General features: G+C 58.1%; 16 protein-coding genes and 1 tRNA gene. 12 read left to right on the top strand and 5 right to left on the bottom strand.

Going from position 1 to position 24,364, the window contains the following annotated elements:
• Positions 1 to 70 precede the first annotated feature (70 nt).
• Positions 71 to 2,671 carry an alpha/beta fold hydrolase gene (locus tag OZX71_RS08565; RefSeq protein WP_277160024.1) on the top strand — a complete coding sequence of 867 codons (2,601 nt, stop codon included), beginning with the start codon at positions 71 to 73 and terminating at the stop codon, positions 2,669 to 2,671.
• Between the two features lie 23 nt (positions 2,672 to 2,694).
• Here OZX71_RS08565 and OZX71_RS08560 read toward each other — a convergent pair whose 3' ends face one another.
• Positions 2,695 to 3,858, bottom strand: coding sequence for an ATP-binding protein (locus tag OZX71_RS08560; RefSeq protein WP_277160023.1), 1,164 nt, complete (start codon positions 3,856 to 3,858; stop codon positions 2,695 to 2,697).
• Between the two features lie 298 nt (positions 3,859 to 4,156).
• Here OZX71_RS08560 and OZX71_RS08555 point away from each other — a divergent pair, with 298 nt between their 5' ends.
• The 4 genes from OZX71_RS08555 to OZX71_RS08540 all read left to right on the top strand — a co-directional run bounded on the left by OZX71_RS08555 (position 4,157) and on the right by OZX71_RS08540 (position 9,173).
• A complete protein-coding gene (locus tag OZX71_RS08555; RefSeq protein ID WP_277160022.1) occupies positions 4,157 to 5,500 on the top strand; it encodes an alpha/beta hydrolase in 1,344 nt (447 codons plus the stop codon).
• A 583-nt stretch (positions 5,501 to 6,083) separates the two neighbouring features.
• On the top strand, positions 6,084 to 6,875 hold the full coding sequence (locus OZX71_RS08550) for a CTP synthase (protein WP_277160021.1): 792 nt from the start codon (positions 6,084 to 6,086) through the stop codon (positions 6,873 to 6,875).
• A gap of 453 nt (positions 6,876 to 7,328) precedes the next feature.
• Entirely contained in the window at positions 7,329 to 8,540 is a 1,212-nt protein-coding gene (locus OZX71_RS08545) for an aminotransferase class I/II-fold pyridoxal phosphate-dependent enzyme (RefSeq protein WP_277160020.1), read from the top strand.
• 189 nt (positions 8,541 to 8,729) lie between these two features.
• Positions 8,730 to 9,173 carry a DUF3995 domain-containing protein gene (locus OZX71_RS08540; protein ID WP_277146003.1) on the top strand — a complete coding sequence of 148 codons (444 nt, stop codon included), beginning with the start codon at positions 8,730 to 8,732 and terminating at the stop codon, positions 9,171 to 9,173.
• Between the two features lie 201 nt (positions 9,174 to 9,374).
• Here OZX71_RS08540 and OZX71_RS08535 read toward each other — a convergent pair whose 3' ends face one another.
• Positions 9,375 to 10,388 carry a 2-dehydropantoate 2-reductase gene (locus OZX71_RS08535; RefSeq protein ID WP_277160019.1) on the bottom strand — a complete coding sequence of 338 codons (1,014 nt, stop codon included), beginning with the start codon at positions 10,386 to 10,388 and terminating at the stop codon, positions 9,375 to 9,377.
• A 493-nt stretch (positions 10,389 to 10,881) separates the two neighbouring features.
• Between OZX71_RS08535 and OZX71_RS08530 the strand changes: the two genes are divergently transcribed.
• From OZX71_RS08530 to OZX71_RS08520, 3 genes are all read left to right on the top strand, one after another.
• The gene (locus OZX71_RS08530) at positions 10,882 to 11,457 is read left to right on the top strand and encodes a TIGR00730 family Rossman fold protein (protein ID WP_277160018.1); all 576 of its coding nucleotides are present in this window, start codon (positions 10,882 to 10,884) and stop codon (positions 11,455 to 11,457) included.
• A 98-nt stretch (positions 11,458 to 11,555) separates the two neighbouring features.
• Positions 11,556 to 11,861: a type II toxin-antitoxin system Phd/YefM family antitoxin gene (locus OZX71_RS08525; RefSeq protein ID WP_277146006.1), complete on the top strand. Its 306-nt coding sequence runs from the start codon at positions 11,556 to 11,558 to the stop codon at positions 11,859 to 11,861.
• Between the two features lie 2 nt (positions 11,862 to 11,863).
• Positions 11,864 to 12,199, top strand: coding sequence for a type II toxin-antitoxin system RelE/ParE family toxin (locus OZX71_RS08520; RefSeq protein WP_277146007.1), 336 nt, complete (start codon positions 11,864 to 11,866; stop codon positions 12,197 to 12,199).
• Positions 12,200 to 12,305: 106 nt separating this feature from the next.
• Here OZX71_RS08520 and OZX71_RS08515 read toward each other — a convergent pair.
• From OZX71_RS08515 to tgt, 3 genes are all read right to left on the bottom strand, one after another.
• A tRNA-Leu gene (locus tag OZX71_RS08515) sits at positions 12,306 to 12,391 on the bottom strand.
• 315 nt (positions 12,392 to 12,706) lie between these two features.
• The gene (locus OZX71_RS08510; RefSeq protein ID WP_277160017.1) at positions 12,707 to 13,774 is read right to left on the bottom strand and encodes a nitroreductase family protein; all 1,068 of its coding nucleotides are present in this window, start codon (positions 13,772 to 13,774) and stop codon (positions 12,707 to 12,709) included.
• 785 nt (positions 13,775 to 14,559) lie between these two features.
• Positions 14,560 to 16,059: a tRNA guanosine(34) transglycosylase Tgt gene (gene tgt, locus OZX71_RS08505; RefSeq protein ID WP_277160015.1), complete on the bottom strand. Its 1,500-nt coding sequence runs from the start codon at positions 16,057 to 16,059 to the stop codon at positions 14,560 to 14,562.
• Between the two features lie 611 nt (positions 16,060 to 16,670).
• Here tgt and OZX71_RS08500 point away from each other — a divergent pair.
• The 4 genes from OZX71_RS08500 (at position 16,671) to OZX71_RS08485 (ending at position 24,344) form a co-directional block, all read left to right on the top strand.
• Entirely contained in the window at positions 16,671 to 18,563 is a 1,893-nt protein-coding gene (locus tag OZX71_RS08500) for a SpaA isopeptide-forming pilin-related protein (RefSeq protein WP_277160014.1), read from the top strand.
• 125 nt (positions 18,564 to 18,688) lie between these two features.
• Positions 18,689 to 19,732 (top strand): class C sortase, encoded by a 1,044-nt coding sequence (locus OZX71_RS08495; protein ID WP_277160013.1) that lies wholly within the window; start codon positions 18,689 to 18,691, stop codon positions 19,730 to 19,732.
• Between the two features lie 42 nt (positions 19,733 to 19,774).
• Positions 19,775 to 23,806 (top strand): hypothetical protein, encoded by a 4,032-nt coding sequence (locus tag OZX71_RS08490; RefSeq protein ID WP_277160012.1) that lies wholly within the window; start codon positions 19,775 to 19,777, stop codon positions 23,804 to 23,806.
• Between the two features lie 364 nt (positions 23,807 to 24,170).
• On the top strand, positions 24,171 to 24,344 hold the full coding sequence (locus OZX71_RS08485; protein WP_277160011.1) for a hypothetical protein: 174 nt from the start codon (positions 24,171 to 24,173) through the stop codon (positions 24,342 to 24,344).
• The last annotated feature ends 20 nt before the right edge of the window (positions 24,345 to 24,364 follow it).

The following is a 24,364-nucleotide window of genomic DNA, read 5'->3' as shown; positions in this document are numbered from 1 at the left end:
TATATATATGGTACGACACAACGGGCCAAAATGTCGCCCTCGGTCAGCGCGGGTTCCCTATACTGGAACCATGACTTTACATACGGCTGAAAATAGTGACGATTTGAACACGCAAGCGAAGGCGATTGCACAGTTTCCGGGGCGCAGGGCGCGTTCGCTGCGGTTTACGGGCGGGGCTCCTCGGGCCGCGTCGGTGATCGGTGACGGGTCGCGGGCGCTGTTTCTGCGCTCGGATGGGGCGGAGGATCTGGTCACCTCGCTTTGGATGAGCGTGATTGACGCTGACGGCTCGCATCGCGAGGTGCTGCTGGCCGATCCGCGCGAACTGCTGGCCGACGCCGACAACGAGGACGTGCCGGCCGAGGAGAAAGCGCGGCGCGAGCGTGCGCGCGAAGGCGGGCAGGGCATTGTTTCGTATTCCGTGGATAGCGCGGGGCGGCGCGCGGCCTTCACCATCAACGGGCAGCTGTTCGTCAGCGAGATCGACGAGGATGGCGACGGCGCTCGCACGCGGCAGATCGCGATTGGCGGCGGGGATGCCGATGATGGCGTCGATGATGGTGTGGATTCTGAAAATGACGATAGCTCAACTGCTGCCGAGAATCAGGAAACCGCATCGCCGGACAGCAAGTGGCTGCCGGTGCTGAACCCGCGGATTTCGCCGGACGGAAGGCATATCGCCTACACGACTGGTTCGCGTCTGGTGATGGTGGATATCGCCGATTGGGACGATGCCGGGCTCGACGGCGCCGATAGTGCTGATGGCAACGGGAATGGCGCTATACATCATGCTCATACTTCGCATCCGCGCACTTGCGCGGCCGAGGCGCAGGAAGCCCGTACGGCTGGCGATGTCAACGAAACCAACGCTTCCGGCGACCGGTTCAGCACGGTGTGGAGCGTCGGCAACGACCCGAGCGGAACGCTGAAAATCGGGCTGGCCGAATTCGTGGCCGGCGAGGAGATGGACCGTTACGACGGCTTCTGGTGGGCGCCGGATTCGCGCGGCTTGCTCTTCGAAATGTATGACAGCTCGCCCGAGCCGATGTGGTATATCAGCGATCCGGCCCATCCCGACAAGCCTGCGGCCGGCCGGCGTTACGCGCGTGCGCTCACCCTGAACGCCATCACGCGGCTGATGCTGGCTCATCTCGAGTTCGACGACGAGCGTGGCGGACGTTACGCGGGCAGCGACGTGCAGAACGTTTCGTGGAGCCGCGAGGATTACGAATATGTGGCAGCGGTGAGCTGGAAGGCCGGCCGCGAGCCGCTCGTGCTGGTGCAGAACCGTCGGCAGACGCGTGACCAAGTGCTGGAGGTCCAGCCCGACGGGCGTACTCGCGTTCTAGAAGAACATGCCAACGACCAGTGGATCGACCTCGTGCTCGGCACCCCGGCCTTCACGCCGGACGGGCGCTTGGTCTGCGCATTGAACGATATGGACACCGACACGAACCGGCTTACGGTCGATGGCAAGCCGTTCACGCCTGTCGACTGGCAGGTGCGTGAGGTGCTGGATGTCGGCGACCAGAACGTGCTCGCTGTGGTGCAGCGCACGCCGCGCGAAAGTGATGTTTTGCTGCCGGAAGTTCCTTCGGCTTGGCAGAGCGATGCGGCACTGCATGACGCGCGCAGTTACGATGTGGTCACCATCGATTTCGACGGGCATATTGTGCCGGTCACCGCTGCGCCGGGTGTGTGGAGCGCAAGTCGTTGCGGCAATGGCGTCGTCGTCTCCGGCCATGATATGGCGCATCCCGGGGCGGTGATGGTGCACGGTCTGATTAATCAATCCAGTAATAAATGTACTGCCAACGTACTGACAAGCGACTCTGGTTATGCAACGGAAGTTTCTATTGCCAGCCACGCTGAAACCCCCGGTTTCACGCCGAATACCGAGTTCGCACGAATCGGCGAGCACCGCATGTTCACCGCCATCACCCGTCCGAGTGCTTCCAGCAAATTTGCCGGCGCGACCAAGCTGCCGGTGCTCATGAAGCCATACGGCGGCCCCGGAGTCCAGCAGGTCACCTTCTCGCAGGCCAACTATTGGGAGTCCCAGTGGTGGGCCGACCAGGGTTTCATCGTGGTCACCGCCGACAACCGCGGCACCACCGGGCGCGGCCCGAAATGGGATCGCGAGATGTTCGAGGACATGAAATACGTCTCGCTCGACGACCAGGTGGAGGCCGTGCATGCGTTGCCGGAAGTCGCGCCCGAAGCCGATCTCGACCGCGTGGTGATAATCGGTTGGTCCTTCGGCGGCTTCCTTTCGGCACTCGCCGTGCTCGATGCCCCCGACGTCTTCCGCGCGGCCTGCGCCGGTGCGCCGCCGACGGAGTGGACGCTCTACGATACGCATTACACCGAGCGCTACCTCGGCCTCGACTCGGCGGTCTACGAGCGCAACTCGATCGTCGCCGACGCCCCCAAGCTGCGCCGCCCGCTGATGCTTATCCACGGGTTCGCCGACGACAACGTCAGCATCGCCAACTCGCTGCGGCTTTCGAAGGCGTTGATGGAGGCCGGCCGCCCCCACACCTACCTGCCGCTCACCGGCATCACCCACATGACCAACGACCCAAAGGTCGCCGAAAACCTCCTGACCCTCCAGCGTGATTTCCTCTACGATGCGCTGGGAATCAAGCAGGAACTTGGAATCGGGGAATAGCCGGTAGGGGAGGCGGCCGGTTACTACTCCGAAAACGTGAGGTAAGCGCTGCCGTTGAGCACCCTGAACTGCTTGGTGCTGATGCCGCCTTCCCCTCGGTAGATAACCGCGCGTTTTTCGGCGGGGACATTGAGCGCCTCGCCGATTTCGGTGAGGGTGGTGCCGTACTTGCCGTGGTAGGTCTGTGAGGACTTGATTTCCGCCATGAACGGGAGTTCTGAGTCGGTGAGGTCGAGCAAGTCAACCTCACGCTTGTGCGTGTCGCGGTAGAAATAGAGTTCTGGTTCGACACCGTTGTTGAAATGGTGCTTTGCGGTTTCGGCTACGATAAGATTCTCGAAAATCGCGCCGAGCATGGGATGGGTGAGCAGTTGTGGCAGTGTTTTGATACCGAGTAGATGGCAAAGCAGGCCGGTGTCGTAAAAATACAGCTTTGGCGTTTTTGTCAGCCGTTTTCCTGCACTTTTGAAATAAGGCAGGAGCGGAAACGTGATATAGCTCGATTCGAGGATGGAGAGCCAACCTTTCACCGTGCGGAACGAGGTGCCGAGGTCGGAAGCCATGTGTGTGTAGTTGAGAAGGTTTCCGGCGTTCTGCGCGCAAAGGCGGAGGAAGGTGCGGAAAGTGGAAACGTCGCGTACGCCGAGGTAATCGGCCACGTCGCGTTCCAGATAGCTGCTGATATAGCTGGAAAAGTAGGCCGAGAGATCCATGCCGGTGTCGTAAGGGCGTGGGTAGCCGCCTCGGAGCATGAATTCATCTATCGTCGGCTTTTGCTCAGATTTCTGGGCTTCGGAAAATGAGAGCGGCAGGAGTTTGAGGATACCGACGCGACCGGCGAGGGATTGTTTGATGTTTTTGAGCAGCAGAAAATTCTGTGAGCCGGAAAGGATGTATTGGCCGGTTTCGTTGCGTTCGTCGGAAGCGACCTGAATCATCGAAAACAGGTCCGGTGCGTATTGTGCCTCGTCAAGGATGAGCCGGGAGGGGCGGTTTTGGATGAAACCTACCGGATCTTCGTTCGCGGTACTGCGGATGTCCGGGTTTTCGAGGTTGATGTATTCGTAATCGGGGAAGGTAGAGCGGATTAGGGTTGATTTGCCACTTTGCCGCGGGCCGGTGACCGAGACCACGGGAAACCAGCCCGCAAGCTTGTTTGCTTGATTGGTGAGAAGACGTGGAATCATGCTGTTCTGCCCCTTCCGGTTCGTATCCAGTGCTGCCGAGATTTTCGTAGGAGGTGTTTGTGCCGGGAACGGTTCTCTTTCGCCTCTTAGTTGGTTTTAGCCGGTACGTGAACAAATCATGACGTAGGGCTTGTGAAAATCCTGATGTAGATTCATTGTAAATCATGACTTAGGAATTTGTAAAATCATGACTTAGAGGTTGCGTAAATTATGACTTAGTGTTTGAGAAAATCATGACTTAGGACTCGGAGTGAAATAGCTGTGGCCTGTGCCAGCGGGTGCGGATAGACTTGGCCGTATGCAGATGCCGCTGATTGACGAGAACCGTTATGCCGACGCGATGCGCGAGACCGTGCTGCCGGCGCTCGCGCAGTGCCGCGAGGAAGGGTGGATGTCGCCTGCCGGCGTATCTGACATCGATTCGGCTAACTTCACGGCGCAAAGTGGTGCGTCTCAAAGCATTTCGGGCGATATCGGTAATCCCGATGCTGCTGATAGTGGTAACGATGCCGATGCCAATTCTCAAACTCTAAATTCGGCTTCCTCCGATATTGCAAACGACGCTAACGGCACCACCCACATTGGCATGGGGGACGCGGGAATCGGCATCAGCGGTGGTGGCATCGACACCGGCTCGGACGAAGCGGACGAGCAGCGGATTATGCACAGCAAGTTTTTCGGTATCTCGTCGCTGGCTGCGCCGCCGATGCCCGGCAAATTGCATTACGTTTGTTTTGATGCGCACAAGTTCGACGCGCTGGGTGTGCCCGGTGCCAGCGCCAAGTTCCGCGGTTCGATCGTCTTTTCGTTCGGCTTCACCGAGTTCGCCGCGAAACATGCCGAGATGACTTGGTACTTCCTGCTCGCGGGTTATTCCGTCTGCATCTTGGAGCACCGCGGCCACGGCTATTCGGTGCGCGACGTTGGCAATCCTTCGCTGGTTTGGATCGACGATTGGCGGCGGTATGTCGCCGATCTTGCCAAGTTCGCGCAGACCGTCGGGCGGCAGTACGCGGGCGATCAGCCGATGCACCTGTATTCGCACTCGATGGGTGGCGGCATCGCGGCGGCGACGCTCGAAAGCTTCCCGATGCTCTTCGACCGGGCCGTGCTTTCCTCGCCGATGATCGAGCCGATTACGGGCATGCCCAACTCCATCGCCGGCCCTGCCACCGCGCTTGCCAGCGCCGTCGGACTTTCGCGCCGTCGCGCACCCGGGCAGACCGAGTTCTCGCCGACCATGAAACTCAAGGGCTACGAGGGTGCCGCTCAAGCGCGCGTGCAATGGTATTTCAGCCTCCGCAGGCAAGACGAGCACTACCAGACCAACGCCGCCACGTTCGGCTGGGTCAACCAGGCGCTCAGAATGTCGCATGCGATTTTGCGACGCGAGGCCTGCGCGCGTATCGAAACCCCGATTCTGCTCTTCCAGGCCGGCCGCGATACGTGGGTGCATAATGGGGCCCAAAACCGCTTCGTCGAGCGCGTCCGCGTCGAAAGCGGAGACGTGGTCTTGGAACGCGTTGAGCCCGCGGTCCACGAGATTTTCAGCATGCCCAACGCCGTCCTCGGCCCTTACGTCGATCGCATCATCGACTTCTACGCCGAATCCGTAGACGAAATGGTTGCCGAAGAGGAATAGCGGGAGTATGCCAAGTCGATACTACTGTGGGGCCGTGGCTGTTTGTTTCCCTGTGCGTAGCGGCACCGCAGGGTGTCGATGAATCCTCCTCAATGGATCATAAATGGGTTGTTTCCAGCACTAAGTGGGGTATAGGTGCAGGAAACGACTCATTTGGCGTTTCTGTTTGCGACGTTTCCAGCATAAATGTGTGTGGACTGCAGGAGACAACGCATTTCTGCAAGGGTTCCAGCTGCTGGTGCTGGAAATAACGCATTCTCCAGCATCAAGTTATCTCCACAATCCGATGCAGACAAACCTGAGTTATCCACAACACGCCGAGACCTTGGACGTTCGACCACATAACCCGTTTCGGCTGGACTTTTGACGAAAAGCCGTTTTGACTGGATGTATGGGAACTTACCGAGATGTCGCCGAAGTGCTTGACCGGGCCGAAACCGTGGGGTGTTGCGCAGTGCCGAATAGTCGGGCGCAGCGAGATGCCATGCGCCGGCGAAGGAACGCCGGTGAATTGGTGAGACCATATTATCGTACGTATGCGAGGGCGGAGTATTGGCACGGGCTCAACCCGGAGCAACAATCGATGCATGTAATCAAAGCGCTGGCTCATATCAAGCCTAATTGGACTTTCGCTGGTGTAAGTGCGGCGGTGGTTTGGGGCCTTGATCACCCGTGGAGATTGCATTGCGATGGATTGGTCTGGATCGCGACTTCAGGGTCTGTCGATCTTGCCGGTGATTCGCATTTGCGGAGGATATTCGTAGCCTCCTTGAAGGCGTATACCGTGCAAGGTGTGAAGGTGACTAGCGTCGCAAGAACGTTGGTCGATTGCGCCCTCCGATACTCATTCGATGAAGTGCTGCCAATGTTTGACGCAGCGTTGCGCAAATGTTGCGTCAACGAGGATTCTGTGCTGGAAGCCTGCGATACGGTGCGCGCCGATGTCGGTCCGGTGCTCAAACTTCTGCATTATGCCGATGCCGCCAGCGAGAACGGCGGTGAGTCGCTTTGCAGGGCTGTGATAATCGAGCAGGGTTTTGCGATTCCGCAATTGCAGCGGGTTTTTATTGATCCGGCAAATCCTCGGAATGAATACCGAGCCGATTTTACTTGGCGCTTTGCCGACGGGCGTATGGTCGTCCTTGAATTTGATGGCAACGAAAAGTATGTCAATCCTGCTATGACGCGGATGAGGAGTACCGAACAAGTTGTGTACGAGGAACGGTTGCGAGAATCGGCTTTGCGCCGGGCCGGTGTCACGGATTTGATTCGTACGAACTATCGTGAAGTGCTTGGGAAAGCCGCTTTGGCGCATAAGCTTCTGGCCGCGGGCATACCGTTTGCAGATAGCAGGTCGCGTTTGCTTGAATCATGATTGCATCAATATGGATAGCAACTGAATCGTGAGTTCAGAGCCATGCCTGGCGTACCGCATTGTTGTTTATGCCTGAAGTTTGCTGGTATCGGAGCCCTTGCGCTCCTCTGTCCCAATTTCTGATGTGTGCCTTCCAACCGTCACGAAGGTCATTTCGCCGAAAGCCGGAAATGCGCCTTTTCTTGCAGTAAGTGGGGTTGATGTGCTGGTAACAACTCATTTAGCAAGTTCAAATGCGTTCTTTCCTGCACACATACCCTATTTACTGCTAGTAACAACTCATTCTGCGTACTCGCTAGATAAGAATGTTGACTGAGGTCTCATAAATACATGGCTTTGGCATTTCATCGTGATCAGCGGTTGTAAAGTGACGTCTTATGGATGCAACGGCTGATGGTATATGACGGGCTGACGCGATACCACGATAGGATGTTGCACAGAAGGAGAAGGATTATGAAGTACGATTTCACGTCGATTATGGACCGGCACGGCAAGGATGCCATCGCGGTGGACGGGCTGGGTTTACGGCCCGGGTTCACGCCTGAGGCGCCGAAGGACGGCTTCGACGTCATTCCGATGTGGATCGCCGACATGAATTTCGCCACGGCTCCTACGATCACCGACGCCATCATCGAGCGCGCGAAGCACCCGGCGTTCGGCTATTTCAACCCCACCGATGAGTATTACAATTCGATCATCGATTGGCAGAAGACGCGCAACGGCGTGACCGGCCTCAAACCCGAGGACATCGGCTACGAAAACGGCGTGCTCGGCGGCCTGGTCTCCACGCTGCATTCCTTTGCGACCCCCGGCGACTCGGTGCTCGTGCACCAGCCGACTTACGTAGGTTTTACCAACGCCATCGAATCCAACGGCTACCATATCGTCCACTCGGCGCTCAAGCGCGATGACAAGGGCGTGTGGCGCATGGACTTCGACGACATGGACAAGAAAATCAAGGAAAACAACATCCACGTTGCCGTCTTCTGCAGCCCGCACAACCCTTGCGGCCGCGTCTGGGAGCGTTGGGAGATCGAGAAGGCGATGGAGGTCTACCGCGCCAACGATTGCGTGGTCATCTCCGACGAGATCTGGTCCGACATCATCCTCGAGGGTCACAAGCACATCCCGACCCAGTCGGTGAGCGAGGACGCGCGCAACCGCACCGTCGCGCTCTACGCACCCAGCAAGACCTTCAACCTCGCCGGCCTGATCGGCTCGTACCACATCATCTACAACAAGTACCTGCGCGACCGCGTGACGGCCTACAGCTCGAAGGCCGTCTACAACGAGATGAACGTCCTGTCGATGCACGCGCTGATCGGTGCCTATAAGCCCGAAGGTCACGAGTGGCTGGACGAGCTGCGGCACGTACTCACCGGCAACGTCGACTACGTTTGCGACTACTTTGCCGAGCACTTCCCGGGCGTCACCTTCGCGCACCCCGAGGGCACCTACATGCTCTTCCTCGACTGCACCGGCTGGTGCGAGGCGCACGACGTCACGCTCGACGAGGTGCTCAAGCGCGCGTGGAACGTCGGCGTCGCCGTGCAGGACGGCCGCCAGTTCAAGGCCCCGTGCGCCATCCGCATGAACGTCGCTCTGCCGCTTTCCCGCGTGCAGGAAGCGATGCAGCGGTTGAGCAAATACGTTTTCGTCGACTGAGGTTCTACGGTAATAGCCCGTTTACGCCGACGGCATTGTCTGTTATGCGTGAGCGAGGTGCCGTAATGGATGCTTTGATCGGCAGAAATAGCGGCACCTCGTAAAGCGGCTAGCATTCAAAGCGATACCTCTATACGCAATGGTGATGGAAGCGGATATGAACTGTCCGAACGCGATACCATGGAACGCATGGAATTGCTGAAACATATCCTCATCGTGCTCGACATCGTGATGAGCGTGGCCATCCTTTCGGTGCACGCCTACTGGGCTTGCGGCGGCACGAAGCTGACCGAATACGTGCTGCCTGCCTACAAACACGACTACAAGCCGCATCTGATGCACGTCAAGGCAGGGGATCAGCCGCCGGCTTGGGCCGCCTGGTGTGTGGTTTTCTGTTTCGTTGTGCAGATTGCGCTGCTCGTGATGGACTGGGTGAGCCCGAACATCGTCGTGCGCGTGCTGCTCGGCGTTGCGACGCTCGTGTTCTTTGTACGTTTCATCGGCGAAACCAACGTGGTCGGCCTCTTCAAGCGCGAACGCGACACGGTTTTTGCATACTGGGATACACGGCTATACACCCCGGTTTGCTTCGTTTTCGCGCTGAGCCTTGGCGCTTTGGTTTGGATAGGGTAGTGCCGCGGTTTGCTTATGTAATACAGAGCAAGGCGTTGTATAAGCTCGATATTTTTATACAAAAGTTTTTATATAAAAGCAATAGAAAGCGCATCAAAAAAGACGTTTTGAGAATTTCAATCGTCCCTTTTAACGCGCTGACGGATTACCGACCTTTAAGCGAGCCGGCTATCGTCTGCCGCCTAACCGAAACCGGCCGCGTTACTTGGCTGTTGCAGCGGCCTCCGCGGCTTCCTTCTTGTGGATCTGGAAGGCGAGCTCGGCGACGTGCAGGCAGTGGCGCAGGAACTCCTGCGTGCGGCATGGGCTGTCGACCCTGCGCCCGACCTCGGCGATGTAACCGTTGATGTAGTCCACCTCGGTCTTGCGGCCGTTGTGCATGTCCTGGTACATCGACGGGTAGTGCAGCGGGTTGGCGACGCGGCTGACGTAATCGACTTCCTGCACGGCGGCCTCGCGGTCCTGGATCGGCTTGAAACCGTCGCGTTCGAGCGCGTCGTAGGCCTCGTTGATCAGCTGGCGGGCCATGTCCATCGCGCCGGGGTAGGAGATGAACTGCCCCATCGTGATCTCGTACATCGTGCACAGCGAGTTGATCACGGAGTTGAAGATGACCTTCGCCAGGCAGGTGCCGCGGAAGTTCTGCGTGACCTGCGGGTTGAAGCCGGTCTTGTCGAGGTCGGCGACCATCTTCTTCTCGATGTCGGTGATCTCCTCGGTCATCGCGCAGATGTGCATGGTGCCGGCGCCGGGCTTGCCGATGAAGTCGACGTCACCGGGGCCGTTGAAGACGGACGCGACCATCGCGGTGCCGCCGTAGATGCGCTCTTTCGGGAAATAATTGAGGATTTTGTCGAAGTGGCCCCAGCCGTTCATCGCGGAGAAGACGACCTGATGGTCTTTGAAGATGCCAGCGTCGGCGCAGCGCTTGAGCGCGTCGGCGAGCTGCATCTGCTTGAGCATGATGATCCATACGTCGGGGTCGCCGCCTTCGCGCTTGAGTTTCTCGCCATAGTCCTCGGGGGAGTAGATATCGGCCTTCACCAGATGGCGGTTCTCGTGGTCGCGCGAGACGTAGGCGCCGCCCTGCTCGCGAATCTTGTCGACGTTGGGCTGCCACGGCTCGACGTACTCCACGTCCTTGCCGGCCTTCTCCTGCAGCAGCACGCCATATCGCAGGCCCATGGCCCCGGCGCCGATGATTCCGTACTTCATTTCGTTACTCCTCTTCTACTCTCACCTCCGGTTGCGGTGTTGTGGCCGCTACGGTTCGGCGACGATGTACGGCGCGATTGCGCGGATACGCTGTATAGCCCCGTCATCGGTATTCGTAGTATGCGCGATGTTGGCCAGCTCGGAGCGGCCAATTCCATATCGTGGACGAATAAAATGGGTATTTTATACATTTTTGTCTAGCGCCGGGCTGCCTGGTAACGCGTTGTATGACGTTGTGTAATGCCGTGTTGTGTTGTCGCATGATGTCGGCTGGGGGTGGGGTCGTATCTCCCTATCTTTCTGTCTGGCGTCGTTTCGTGCCATGTGGGTATTCGTGTTCCTTGCGATATGCCGGATTGCGCTGGGCTACGGTGAAACATTGGCTATGAGCGCGTGGAACGGTGACTGTGCCGGCGATCGCGGACGGCTTATAATTGGGTGAAATTGGCCGACCTGGTAATGGAATCGGCGACGAGTAAAGGGGAGAATGACAATGAAGATCACGGTGTATTGCGGCGCGGCCAGCGGGAATGACCCGAAGTATACGGCTGCGGCTGCGCAGCTTGGCAAGTGGATCGCCGGGCTTGACGACGGCGAGCTGGTCTACGGCGGTGGCGGTGTCGGGCTGATGGGCACGGTCGCGCAGGCGGTGCTCGACGGCGGCGGCAAGGTTCACGGCATCATGCCGCAGATGCTCATCGACCGCAACGCCGGTGCCACGGGCCTGACGACGATGGAAGTCGTCGACGACATGGACGTGCGCAAGCGCCGCATGATGGAGCTGGGCGATGTGCTCATCGCTTTCCCGGGCGGCCCCGGCACGCTTGAGGAGATCGCGGAGGCGTTTTCGTCATCGCGCATCGGGCTCAACGACAAGCCTTGCGTGCTCTTCGACCTCGACGGCTACTGGCAGCCGCTCGCGCAGATGTTCGACGGCATGGTTGCGGCCGGCTTCCTCACCGCCGCCGACCGCGCGAAGCTGCTGGTCACCGATTCGGTCGACGAAATCACCCGTTTCGCCGCCACCTACCAGCCCCCGCAAATCCGTACCTTCCCCGAGCGGAAGTAACCGGCTAACAACACGCTCGGGGAACTTGGATTGGAGCAATGGGCATGGACATCAATTTTAGCATAATTATGCTAAAATTATAGATCAGGAGGTGCTTTATGGTAGTACAGCAGATTCGTCCGGTTTCAGACCTGCGCAATCATTTCGCAGATATTTCTCGCAGTGTCCACGAGAGCGAAGAGCCCGTGTTTCTGACCAAAAACGGATTCGGGGACATGGTGGTCATGAGTATGGAGGCGTATGAGAACCGGCAATACGACAGCCAGGTCTATTCGGCACTGCTGGAAGCCGAGCGTGAAGAGGGGATGACCGATCAACGTTTTTCGCCGAAGGAGGCGTTGCGAGCCATGCGATCTGCGATTGGCCGCGCGTCTGAAGGTAATGAGACCGCTGCGAAGGCTTGATAATGAAGGCTAAGAATCAGAGTGGATCCTATAAAGTCGCAATTCTGCCGATAGCGTTACGAGATGTCGAGCAGGTTGTCGCTTATATTGCCGAGAGTCTTGAGAATCGGTCCGCTGCGTTGCGTTACGCCGATAATTTTTACGCTGCTTTTGAGAGTTTGGCGCAGTTGCCATATTCGAGGCCGTTATATGAAGCCCCAGGAACATTGACACACGAATATCGGCGTGAGTCTGTCGGTAATTATGAGATTTTCTACTGGATTGAGGAAGCTCGCAGACAAGTGACAGTTGCACGAGTTATTTATGCACGCAGGGACTTATCAAAGCAGCTGAAGTGAAGGGTGTATAAACTCCGGTGGGCAATGTACAGGCAAAACTGCTTGATGCTGAAAATCAAAAACTCCCGGAAACTTGGTGATCCAATGTTTCCGGGAGTTTGAAATCTGGTGCGAGTAGGGGGAGTTGAACCCCCACGAGCATACGCTCACTGCCACCTGAAGACAGCGCGTCTACCATTCCGCCATACTCGCAGACAAACAATAAGGTTACTGCTCAGTGCCGACGAGCGCAAGGGGACGGCTGCGCTGCGTGTTGTGAACGTGGCTGGGGGGGCAGACTAATTGCCGCCGTCGTCGTGTTCGGCTCGGTGCCTCCATCGTTGTAGATGCGAGGAAAATCAAGAAAATGGCGTAAAAAGGCTGATTTTCATCGCATGTTCGATTGAGCATGCGAGCAAACTCAGTAAATTCGGCTCATTAGGCTGATTTTCATCGCAGCGGCTGAAGGGTGTGGTGTACAGGTGACGTGAGCGACTGCGTTCAAAAGCAGCTCTGGACGAGTCAGTTTCAGGCCCATGCGAAATTGCTGGTACCGGCGCCGATTTCGAAGTTGCGTTTGGCGCAGCCCAAGCCGACGTGGGCGAAGAGGCCGGGGGTGACGCATGCGCTGACGGTGGGTAGCGACTCGCCTTCTGTGGTTTCAAAATCGTTTGGCGCAGTCAAGGTTGTGCGGCTGATATCGGTGTGGTGGGTGGCGTCTGGGGTAACGCTGATTTGGCAGCCCTCGGCGGCGGATCGTGTCGGCTGTCGGCTGGCCGGGTCGGGGACTGTCGCTGGATTGGTCCATGTGTCTTCAAGCGTGAAATGGAAGGGCTGCTGGCTCAGTGAGGTCGGCGCGAGTGAGGCTGCCGCGATGCCGCGCTGGAACCATGCGGGCGCATCGGCGAGCGTCGGTGCCTCGCCGTTTTTGCCAAGGCTAGTGGGTAACGAGCAGAATGAATCCAACGGTTTGCTGTGGTGCTTGGCACCGGGGCGTGCCGCGTGGCCGAACGCGATGATCCACACCATGCGCTCGCCAGGTTCCAGCTTCCACCAGCCGGTTGAAGCGTCGTCGAGCACGGCCCATGAGCAATCGAGCCCAAGCCCAACCAACGTGAGTGCCAATTGTTCTCCGTAATAGCCGACCTTTTCCTCGGTCGCGGCCTCTTGGGAGGGAACCGGGTCGCTAGGTTGCGTGGCTGAGTTTTGAGCGCGGCTCGACTGCGGTACCGAGTCTTTCGCTCGCACGCCTTTGGTCGTGGCAGAGGCCAATTCGGTGACGTTTGTGGTGAGATTTTCCTGTGCCGCCGAGGCTTTCTTCTTCGGATGCAAATCGTAGGGAACGTCGATTTTTGCGACCAGAGCGATGGCGTTGTGAACTCCGGCGAACCGTCCGTAATGGGTTTTGTAACCGCAGAACGCGTCGTCGAGCCCGGCGGCCATCTGAAAATGCAGGCCGGAAGCGGCGTTGCAGCGCTTGACTTCGACGGCGATATCGTTGAGCAGATTTTGGCTGACCGGTTCGTCGCTGTACATGCGCACGGAATGTCGTCGTTCCATCGCCTCGTTCAGATCCATCGTGCTCCCGCCCGTCATTGGTGATCGGTTCCATCATACTGAACCGTGACATGCGTCACGCCGTTCGTGCGCGTCTACTCGCGCTAAATGTGACGAATTGTACACAATGCAGCAGGTGTGGATTGCGGGCCGCGTGGTGGTGGCCGTTGCAGCATGGCTGCGGATGCAGAGAGGCTAGCTCAACGTGGCTGTGGATAGGGTGGCCGATTTTGTCACTGTTTCTCTAGTTTCCAGTGAAGAAACGGGATGTGCCGGGCCGTCAGATCCCGTTTCTTGACAGTATTCGTGTGATCAGTGAGGAAACAGGATGTGGCAAGCTGTTAGGTACGGTTTCTTCACCGGGAGAGGTGAGCTGGTGCGAAAACGGGATGTGAGGGGTGGCTGGGTTTGGTTTATTTACTGAAATTGTTGATTTCGGTGAACAAACGGTATTTTGCGGATGCCAGGGTGCGGTTTCTTCACTTGAAGACACAATTCGGTGAGGAAACGGGATGTGCCGGGCCGTCAGATCCCGTTTCTTGACAGTATTCGTGTGATCGGTGAGAAAACGGGATGTGGCAAGCTGTTAGGTGCGGTTTCTTCACTGAGAGATGGGACTCTGCGTGGGAACCCTCGGGTCGCGTCATGTGCCAAGTCAGGCAATGCGACGAAAAGCACGAAAATCAGCCAGGAAACGTGCTTTTGGTCGCAATGAATTGGCGGATGCGACGAAAAGCACGAAAAACGGGCGATAAACGTGCTTTTGGTCGCGTTAAGGCTTCGGATGGAGGTGGAGGGTTCGGCGCGACGATGCCCGCGCTGCCTCACCCCTTGGAACCGTGGGCGTAGTAGCGGGCGAGGGTCTCGTTGCGGAACTCGTCGAAGTAGCCGCCGTCGATGGAGGCGCGGATGTCGTCGAGCAGGCGGATGAAGAAGCGCTCGTTGTGGATGGTGGCCAGCGTCGCGCCGTTGATCTCGTGGGCGCGCAGCAGGTGGTCGACGTAGGCGCGCGAGTAGTGCGTGCACGTATAGCAGTCACAGCCCTCCTCGAGCGGTCCGAAGTCGCGCTTGTTGGCGGCGCGCTTGATGTTGTAGCGGCCGTCGCGCGTGTAGATGGCACCGTTGCGGGCGCAGCGGGCGGGGGCCACGCAGTCGAAGGTGTCGCCGCCGTTCTCCACGCACGCGAAGATGTCGTCCACCGCGGCGATGCCCAGCACGTGCCGGGGCCGCGATTCCGGCATCTCGTCGCAGATCCACGCGCAGGTGTTGCCGATGACGCGCTTCTCGATCGCGCCGCCGATGCCCACGCCGTCGAAGTCGAGCGAGGCGATCTCGGAGGCCGCGCGCCGTCGCAGATCCTCATAGTTCGCGCCCTGCACGACTCCGTAAAGCGCTTGGTACGGCTTGCCGACCCGCGCCTGCGTAAGCCGTTGGTGTTCGGCCACGCAACGCTTCGCCCAGCGGAACGTGCGCTCGATGGAGCGTTCCTGATAGCTGCGCGTGTTCATCAGCGTCGTGAGCTCGTCGAAGGCGAACATGATGTCGGCGCCGATCTTGTGCTGGATGCCCATCGAGATCTCGGCGCTGAACCGATGGCGAGACCCGTTGAGCGGCGACTTGAAGGTCACCCCGTCCTCGTCGACGAAGGCCTTGCGCTCGCGGCCGGGGGCGATCACGTCGTCGGACTTCATGCCGGTGACGTCCATCGCCAGCGTCTTCTTGAACCCGGCGCCCAGCGAGAGTACTTGGAAGCCGCCGGAATCGGTGAAGGTCGGCCCGTCCCAGTTCTCGAAGCGCGCCAACCCGCCAGCCTCGTCAAGCACATCCTCGCCGGGGCGCTCGAAAAGGTGGAAGGCGTTGGAAAGCAGGCATTGCGCACCGAGCGATTTCATGGTCTCCGGCAGCACGCCTTTCATCGCGGCCTGCGTGGCCACCGGCACGAAAGCGGGGGTGCGAATATCCCCGTGCGGGGTGTGGATCACACCGGTGCGGCCATAGCGCGCCCCGCCGCGCCCCAGTCCGTCAGCTGAATCCGAAAGCCGGGTCTTTTGCTCGAAGTAGAACTTGCTGCGGTCGCCGGGTTTGCCGGGCGTCGCTCCCAAAGGTCGTTCCAGAAGTCCGGAAGCGCTCGCGGCCAGCTGCGAAACCTCGGCGTGCGAACGGACCTGTGCGTATGAGGTGGCAACGGATGCAGGGTTGGGGTTAAAACCGTTTGCCGCCTCATGGGATTTTCCGGAAGATGAGGTCGTTTGCGCAGGTTGGGTCTCTTTGGTCTGGTCGCCGAGAGTTTCCACCCGTTCAGAAGATTCATTGAGATTGGTCATAGCACAATCTTATGTTCAACCATGGCACGAACGCATTTTGGAGAAATGTCCACTGTAAAAAATATAGACAATCAAAAGAGAATGGTCGAATATCACAAAGTTCGAAAATGTGCTCATTTTCCTCCTTGTATTTAGCTGTAAGATTAAAAAATAGGCTTTTCGTGCGCTTTTTGGCAAATGTTCTCGCGTTCTGAATGACGGAATAATCGCAGCAAACGATGTTACGAAACGTTCGAATTGTCTGACAAATGGCGGTTTCCGGGATGTCGATTCATTGACGAAGGACGATAAAATCCGTTGAAATTCGGTAGTTTGAAGGAATAGTTTGCCTTACAACATGTTAATTTCGGGTAGAATATAAGTAGTGTGATTTAGGACACACAAAAGGTTATTAACTGTCTATTTTCTGCAGCCAAAGCCATCGATGCACCTTGCAAAAGGTGCATGTGCCGTGCGGTGTCGTGTTTGTAATACGTACGACGAAGGTGGGAGGTTGTAAAAATGGCCGTTACGTTGGCGCAGTTGGTTGCTGCCAGCTTGAGACGTTCTCGGTTGGAAGACACGTTGCCTGTCGGACCGCCTGGCCCGATAGGTGGAAGGAGAAAGTACATATGAAAGTTGGGACTTCATTACGCAAGACACTGGGGGTGGCGATATCCGCTGCCACCTTGCTTGCCTTGATTCCGCTTGGGGCCGTAAGCGCGAATGCAGCCGACGACGATGTGCCGGATGCCGCGCATATGGCGCTTTCGGCGGGGAACGACGCTACGTTGACGGTGAACGCGCCGAAGGCGAGTTACGTTGCCGGACGTTCCTTCTCCGCTCTGCGTATCGGCACCTACGATATGGCCGCCAAAGCTACTGATACCGCCCATAGCGGTCAGCTTGCCGGCCTGAGCGTCGGTACTGTGAACGATTCGGATATCAACAGCGCCGCGACTGCCGCGTATACGAAAGTTACGACGAAGGACTTGGCTAAGGAATATGCGGGCAATCCTGTCGGTCAGATCGCCGCCACCATGCTCGGCTATTCGGCCACCGATACCCTCATTACCAATGGTGACACCACCTCGGCCGCCGCCCCGTACACCGGCAAGCTGCGCGACGTTGCCCAAGAGCTCGCAGGCAATAGCGGCTCGTTGAAGGCCAAGTTCGCGAGCAGCCCGTACACGGGAACCGTGACCGACAAAAAGGTGACGTTCAGCGGCCTTCCGCAAGGCTTGTACATCATCAGGGACATGTCCACTTCGATCCCGGCAAACTCTCAGGTTTCGGCTCCGATGATTGTCGGCACCGCTGTCTTTGAAAACGGCAACACGTCTGGGTATACCAAGTTCGCCAACGGCGACGGCACGGAGCTGGGTGTGGTCAATGTCAAGGACGATGAGGTGACCATCGGCAAGACGGCCGACCAGACCTCGATCCCCAATGGTTCTTGGGGCAAGTTCCATGTGACCACCACCGTGCCGGTGACCGGCGGGTTCAAGCATTACGTCTTCAAGGTCACTGATACCCCGAGCAAGGGCTTCACGCTTCCGAATCCCGATACGTCTGATGAGGCGGATAAGGCGAACTACGATGCGCACAAGCTCAAGGTGTATGTCAAGGAGAAGGCCGATGACCCGCTCTCCGACACCAACCTGCTGAACAACGGCACGAACGACAATACGTATTACACTGCTACGCTCACGCAGGGGGCTCCTGGCAGCTCCAGCAGCATCGTCGTCAACTTCGGCGACAATCTGCTCAACCACCCCGATGTGTACAAGCCCGGTTACACGATTGAGATCACGTATTCGCTCAAGAAGAACACCGATGCGAACAACCCGACCAACAGTGTCGGTCTGAACCACTCCACCGTAGACACCTGCTCGACGGCCGATGCCGGCGACTGCACGACTGCGGATGTGGACGGTCCTACCATCACCACGCACACCTATGGCTTCAAGCTCAAGAACGTGCTTCGTGACAAGACCACCGCGCTGAAGGGTGCCGTCTTCACCATCGCTCCGAAGGACACCCCCGATCAGCCGATCGAGTTCTTCGATGCGGGCAATGGCAAGTACACCACCGAGGCCGTTGCGGGCCAAACCGCTAAGAGTGGAATCACCGTGACCAGCGATGACGGAACCTTGGCTGTCGATGGCTTGGCCGAAGGCACCTACGACGTCAAGCAGACCAGCGCCGCCTCCAGCCCGCAGAAGCTCCGCGATGTCATGCTGCCGCACTTCCGGGTAACGTTGACCCCGACTACGACCGACACGTCGAAGAACACGGTCACGATCAGCGTCACGCAGGATATTTGGCATCTGGTGGAGAAGTCCGTCGACAAGAGCAGCGATGTCGTGGTCACCAACGTGCCGTCGGTCATCAACCTGCCGCTTACCGGTGGCGCGGGCATTGTGCTCGCGGTGATTGTCGTCGCGGTGCTCGCTCTGCTCTTCGTGGGTTCTGAAGTGCTCAAGCGCCGTCACGATCAGACTACCGCTCGCAGGAAGGCCTGAACGCTATAGGTCTTATCGCCGGGAGAGATTGGGTTTGGTCTCTTCCGGCGGTGAGGCCTCCTCGAATTTTCGGTGCGGGTTACGTGCCGACAATCCCCAATAATTGAAACGCGCAGGAGTTGGATATGGCGAAAAGGACTGCGGTGACTACGAATGTAGTCGACGTGGACGTGGATTTCGATTCCCTTTTCGCCAACCACCACACGGTTGCCAAGCGCGATTGGTCCGGCATTGCCATACATGTCATGCACAATCTGCTGGCGCTGCTGCTTGCGGTGGCGGTGCTGTGGATCCCCGTCATGCAGGCTTACAACGCGCAACGGGAGCAGGCGGCGGTGGACGGCATCAGCGGCACGGTCAACAACTGGCCGCCGGAGAGGATTCGCAGCGAGACTTTGGCTGCGCGTCAATACAACGTGGCCATCGCGCAATCGGGGCAATCGGATATGGGCGAGTTCCAAGATCCGTTCTCCGGCGACGGTGACAACGATGAGGACCAGAGCAAGGACGACGGAATCGAAGACGAATTGGTTCCGCCGATTCTGCGTAACGGAACCTATCGGCGTTTGTTGAACGTACAGGATGGGGCCATGGGCGTTGTGGAGATACCGAGGATTTCGGTGAAGTTGCCTATCTTCCATGGCACGTCGGACGAGGTGCTGGCCAAAGGAGTCGGCCATCTTCGCGGTACGAGCCTTCCGGTCGGCGGCAAGTCCACGAATGCCGTGCTGAGCGGGCACAGGGGGCTTCCTACCGCGTTGCTGTTCACCAGGCTGGACCGGTTGCGCAAGGGAAACGTCTTCTTCGTCAGCGTCCTGCAGCAGCGGATGGCGTACAAAATCGTCGCGATCCACATCATCGACCCGAGCGACACCCATCTCTACAAGGTGGTGCCTGGCAAGGACTTGGTGACGTTGATGACGTGCACGCCGTATGGCATCAACACCAGCCGTCTGATTCTCACGGGTCAGCGGACAACGCTTTCCGACGCGAAATCGGACCAGCGTGACGGGTTGCTCCAGGCGGTGCTGACCATGGTGGCGGTGCTGCTGGCCGGAGTGGCGGTGCTGAGAGTGAAGTATTACCACCATCGCATTTTCCCGTGGCCTTGGCACGCGAACGGAATATTCCGGGGTCGCAGCGCAGGCGCCGGGAAGCATACGAATTGAAATCTTTGATGTTTGACTAGGAAACGATTGAGGATGAGTCACATGAACAAGTCGAATCAGGCACAACGGTCGCCGCGTAGTCGTCGCCGCCTGTTTGAGGCGATAGGCATTGTGCTTACCATGGCGTTGATGGTCGCCCCATTCATGGCGCAGGCGGATAATTCGTCTTCGAACTCGGACGCCGATACCGCCGCGCAGTCGCAGCAGTCTACGCAACTGAACAATGGCTCCTCCAATCCTCAACTCTCGAACGGGCAGGCTTCCGGCCCTGCCGTGGGTAATCTCAAAACCGATAAATCGACGCCGGACACTTCTTCGGCCGGTCAGCCCGCTCCCGACGCTTCCACGGCAACCGCTCCGAAGCAGAACGCTCAGGGCGCTCAGGGCACTCAGGGCGACCAAGGCGACGCGTCCTCCCAAGGCAATGCCGACGGCGCCAAGCAAAACGACGATTCTCAGAACAAAGCGGATACGCAGAGTGCCGATCCGTCGGCAAAGCCGGCGTTGGCCGCCATTCTTGCCGACAACAGCCGCGTCTCGCCTTCGTACGTGAAGGGTAAAAGCGATAAGTATTATCAGTTGCGGATGGATCTCGTGCTTCAGGTCAAGCACGGCGCGGTCGATCCCAACAAGGTGCCTCTGGCTACCGCCGACGGAAAGGCCGGCAGGGACGGCGAAGGCGCCTGCGGCTTGCAGCTGTTCCATTCGACAGGCGATAAGGGAGACCAGTACAAGCGTTTCTCCTATATGAACACGTTGGGTTCGGGCAGCGACTCGAGCACGGCCAAGCAGGTGGCGGCCACCGAGTGGGCCAAGAACACCGCTTCCTTCTTCACCATTCACAGCGTCAAGACCTCGGACGACGGGAAATTCGATCTGTTGAGCATCTCCATACAGGGCGATGTGACGTATCCCGACAATCCCGCAGGTTCGTCGCAGCTCGGCGGCCTCAAGTATGACCGCCGGCTTTACGCGGTCGTGGGTTCCGGCAAAATCGATGTCGATGGCATCGGCAGCACCTGCAAATCCGCCGACGGAACATGCATCGTTCCCGCCGACAAAGCCAAGACGATATTCGCCGAAAGCGACACGATGACCAATATCGCCGCCGGCCATCCGGTGCAGCTGTACAGCGATGCAAATTGCGCCGGCTCGGGGGCCTGCCCCGGACCCGCTGCCTATACCGGGCAGGGCAGCGCCGAAGGGCTGTGGAGCAACGGCCATGCCAACTGGGGCATGCACGCCGACAACGGCTTCGTCGATCCGAAGGACTCGAACAAGGTGATGACCAATCAGGGCGTCGCCCCGGCGAACTCCTTCTTCGCGACTTGGCAGAACGCTCAGTACAACGCGAATAATTCGAGCAATTGCGGCAAGACGACCGCGTTCTATTACCAGTGGTTCGGCCTGAAGGACGGCAATTGGCTGCCCGTCACCGCGCTTACCGACAAGGCGCTGGCCTCCGACGGGCAGGCGGCGTCGGCTCCGGTTTCGGCCACCAACGGCGGCCAGCAGATTCCGGTTTCCGACAGTATTTCCTATAACGGCAAGAAAAACAAGGCTTCAGGCCAGACCATTCGCGGCAAGGACCTGACGAGCAAGAACAAGAGCGCCCAGGCCGACGACGGTTCCATCGATTTCGCCGCAGCCAAGCAGCAGCAAGGGCTCGACGGCTACTTCAAGTTGGTGGCGTGGCCCACCACCACGGATGCCTCCGGCAATCTTGACGGTTGCGTTTCAACTGATCCCGAAGGGCCGAACAAGGTCAGCAAACACGACGTTTACAACCCTCTTTACGGCGGCTACGAAAGCGGCGTCTCCGAGGATATGGCCCAGAAGCATCAGGATCAGGCCCAATACCTGATGAATCTCGGCTGGACGGTCGACACGGCGTTCGACGGCTACGACTACCACAAACTGGCTGACGTGACGCCTATGGCTCCCGGCAAGATTGCGGCGCAGGACGATGCGGATGATGTCGTTCCTGCAGGCGACCCGGCTCATACGCCTGAACTGGTGAAGATGTTGTCATACAACGATAAGGTCCAGGTCGGTGGCGATGAGATGCGTGCTGATTTCATCATGAAGGTGGCGCACGGTGACGTGAATCCCAATTGCGTGGCGACCGGCGCTGTGGACAGGGACAATAAATGCGGGTTGAAGGTGCACTATCCGTATGGTGGCGAAAGAGGCGACACGGCGGATTACGGCGTGCATTATATGAACACCCTGGATGGCCCCAACGCCGCCAGCAATAATGATCGAGCCAGGGCCTACGGCGCCGAGCAGTGGGCCAAAGACATTGGCGCGGGTGGGTTCTACTTCACCATCCGGGACGTCCAGACGAGCGGGCTCTGCGATTACCTGACTATTTCCCTGGAAGGCGACGCGAATTATTACCACGGCTACAGCAAGAAGGCGGGAGGCACCGAGGAGGCTCTGACCATCACAGCCCAAGTGAAGAACAAGGCCACGGGCCGGTGGGGTCCCGAGGTTAATTTGACGCCGGACTACAAGATCCATCTTTACAGCGACAACGGCTCGGGTTCCTTGACGAGTTCTGCGCAGGCCGATGGTCCTGTTGCGTTCGTCGGCTACGACGAGACGCATCCGAAGCTGTGGAGCGTCGGCGAGGCGAACTGGGGTCTCATTGTAGACAACGGCTTCCAGTCGCAAAACACGGCGAAAGAGGTCGCTCCTCCGAATTCGTTCATCCTGCGGTGGCTTGATCGAGATCTGGGCTCCGCTAGGAATGGGGTGTGCAGCAAGGTCGACAAGTATTATTACCAATGGTTCGGCTTGGTCAATGGTCGGTATTGGATGCCGGTGGATTCGTTGACGCCCAAAGCCGAAAAAGGTTCGGAAGGCGCGATTGACACGAACACGCCAACCGACATTATGGTGAATACGAAAGGGGATAATAAATCAAGGAATTCAGTGGGAGGCCTGATGCCCAAACAGGCGGATTCCAGGGTCCAGAATGCTGACGGTTCTGTCGATTTCGCCAAAGTCAGGGAGTTGAATCCCGCCTTCGACGGTTATTTCAAGATGGTGACATGGCCGATTTCCACGGATTCAAATGGGAATATGAATTCCTGCTCGACCGGTTATCTAAAGGATATCTATAATCCGCTTACCGGTCACGAAGATGGCATTACCGACGAGCTGGTAGAGGACGACTTCCAAATGTCCCAGGACCTGATCGACAAAGGCTGGACCATCAACACCGTTTACGACAGGTTCAGCTACAAAACCGCTTTCGAAAAGTCTTCCGCAACCATCGACAGCGCCGACAAGCCTCATACGGTCAAGCAGACTGGCGAGCTTCCCGCCAATTCCACGGTGAAGTTGAAGGGCACCGCGAACAAACTCAATATCGGCGTGCCCATGAACGTGGATCTGTATATGGCGTTCAACGGCGACGGACAGGCGTCGAGTCCCGAAGCCATCGCCGCGAATCCGGCCAATAAAATCGGTTCGGTTCCGGTAACGAAGCTCAACAGCAATGAGTGGAGCCTGAACGTTCCGGTGAGCAGATTCTCGGGGGATCCCGCCAAAGGCGACACCTACCGGATCGTGGCGGTTCCCCATAACGGGGAAGACGGGGGCCTGGCGTACAAAGACCTTGAGGTCGATTTGACGCCTGACGTGATTGGGAAAGCCAGCAAGGTGAGCTATCGCGAGGTCTCCGGCAAGCTGGATCCGCAGGATACGCACAAGGATTTCGCGAACACCAAGGTCATCGTTACCTGGGCGAATGGCAAGTCAACTGTCGGAACCGTTGACGCCGAAAAGGGCATTTGGTCGGTGAATCCCGGCAAGCTTGCGACGGGTGGCGAATTCAAGGTCGACGTCACCGATCAGGCTCAAAACGAGTCGTTGACGCTCACCGGGCAGATGCCGAAGCCGATCAGGCATTTGCCGCTTACCGGGTCGCAGCTTATCTGGCTGGTGCTGGCGGCCGTGCTGATTTTGACCGCGGACATTGCGTACCGAAAGTATCGGAGCTGTGCCAAAGACAAGCTGGCCGTTGCGCGACGGGCGGCGAAGGGCCCCAGACACAAGTCCCGATAGATAGTCGCTGACGTTGTTGTCGGTAGCGTGGTGGGGAGAGCGTTTCAGGCGTTCTCCCCACCACGCTTTTTGATGTGGCCGGAGCATGATCGCGAACGGGATGCGCGCGCTTATGTCGGCTTCTGCATGCGGTTATTGGCATGAGCTGATCGAGGCATGGCTGGCGATGAGACGTTCTGGCTTCAGACTAGCTAGGGCGTGCGTGCGTTGGGCGCCGATGCGAATCCGAGTGCGTGGCGCGGCAGGTATCTGGGTTGATTGTTGTGATGGTTTGTTTTCGCATCGTTATTGGGCCGTCGGCTCTTCGCAAGGGAAACGCTCCGGTTGAGAGCGGGTTTGCGTGGGTGCAAGGAGTTGCTGCTTCATGACTTATTATGACTTATTAGTACTTATCGATACTTATTCATTGGTCAGTGAACCGCGCCCTGGCGAGCGGTTTGTTGCTGAAGCCGAAACCGAAACCGAAGCGGGCTGCTACCAAGCGGACTACATGCAAAAGCTAGATAAAACAAACCCCGCCGGTCGAATCCTTATGTAAGGTCGGATTCGGGCCGGCGG

This window comes from Bifidobacterium sp. ESL0764 (genome assembly GCF_029395515.1).
Classification (GTDB): domain Bacteria; phylum Actinomycetota; class Actinomycetes; order Actinomycetales; family Bifidobacteriaceae; genus Bifidobacterium.
This window is presented reverse-complemented; position numbering and strand designations above follow the sequence as displayed.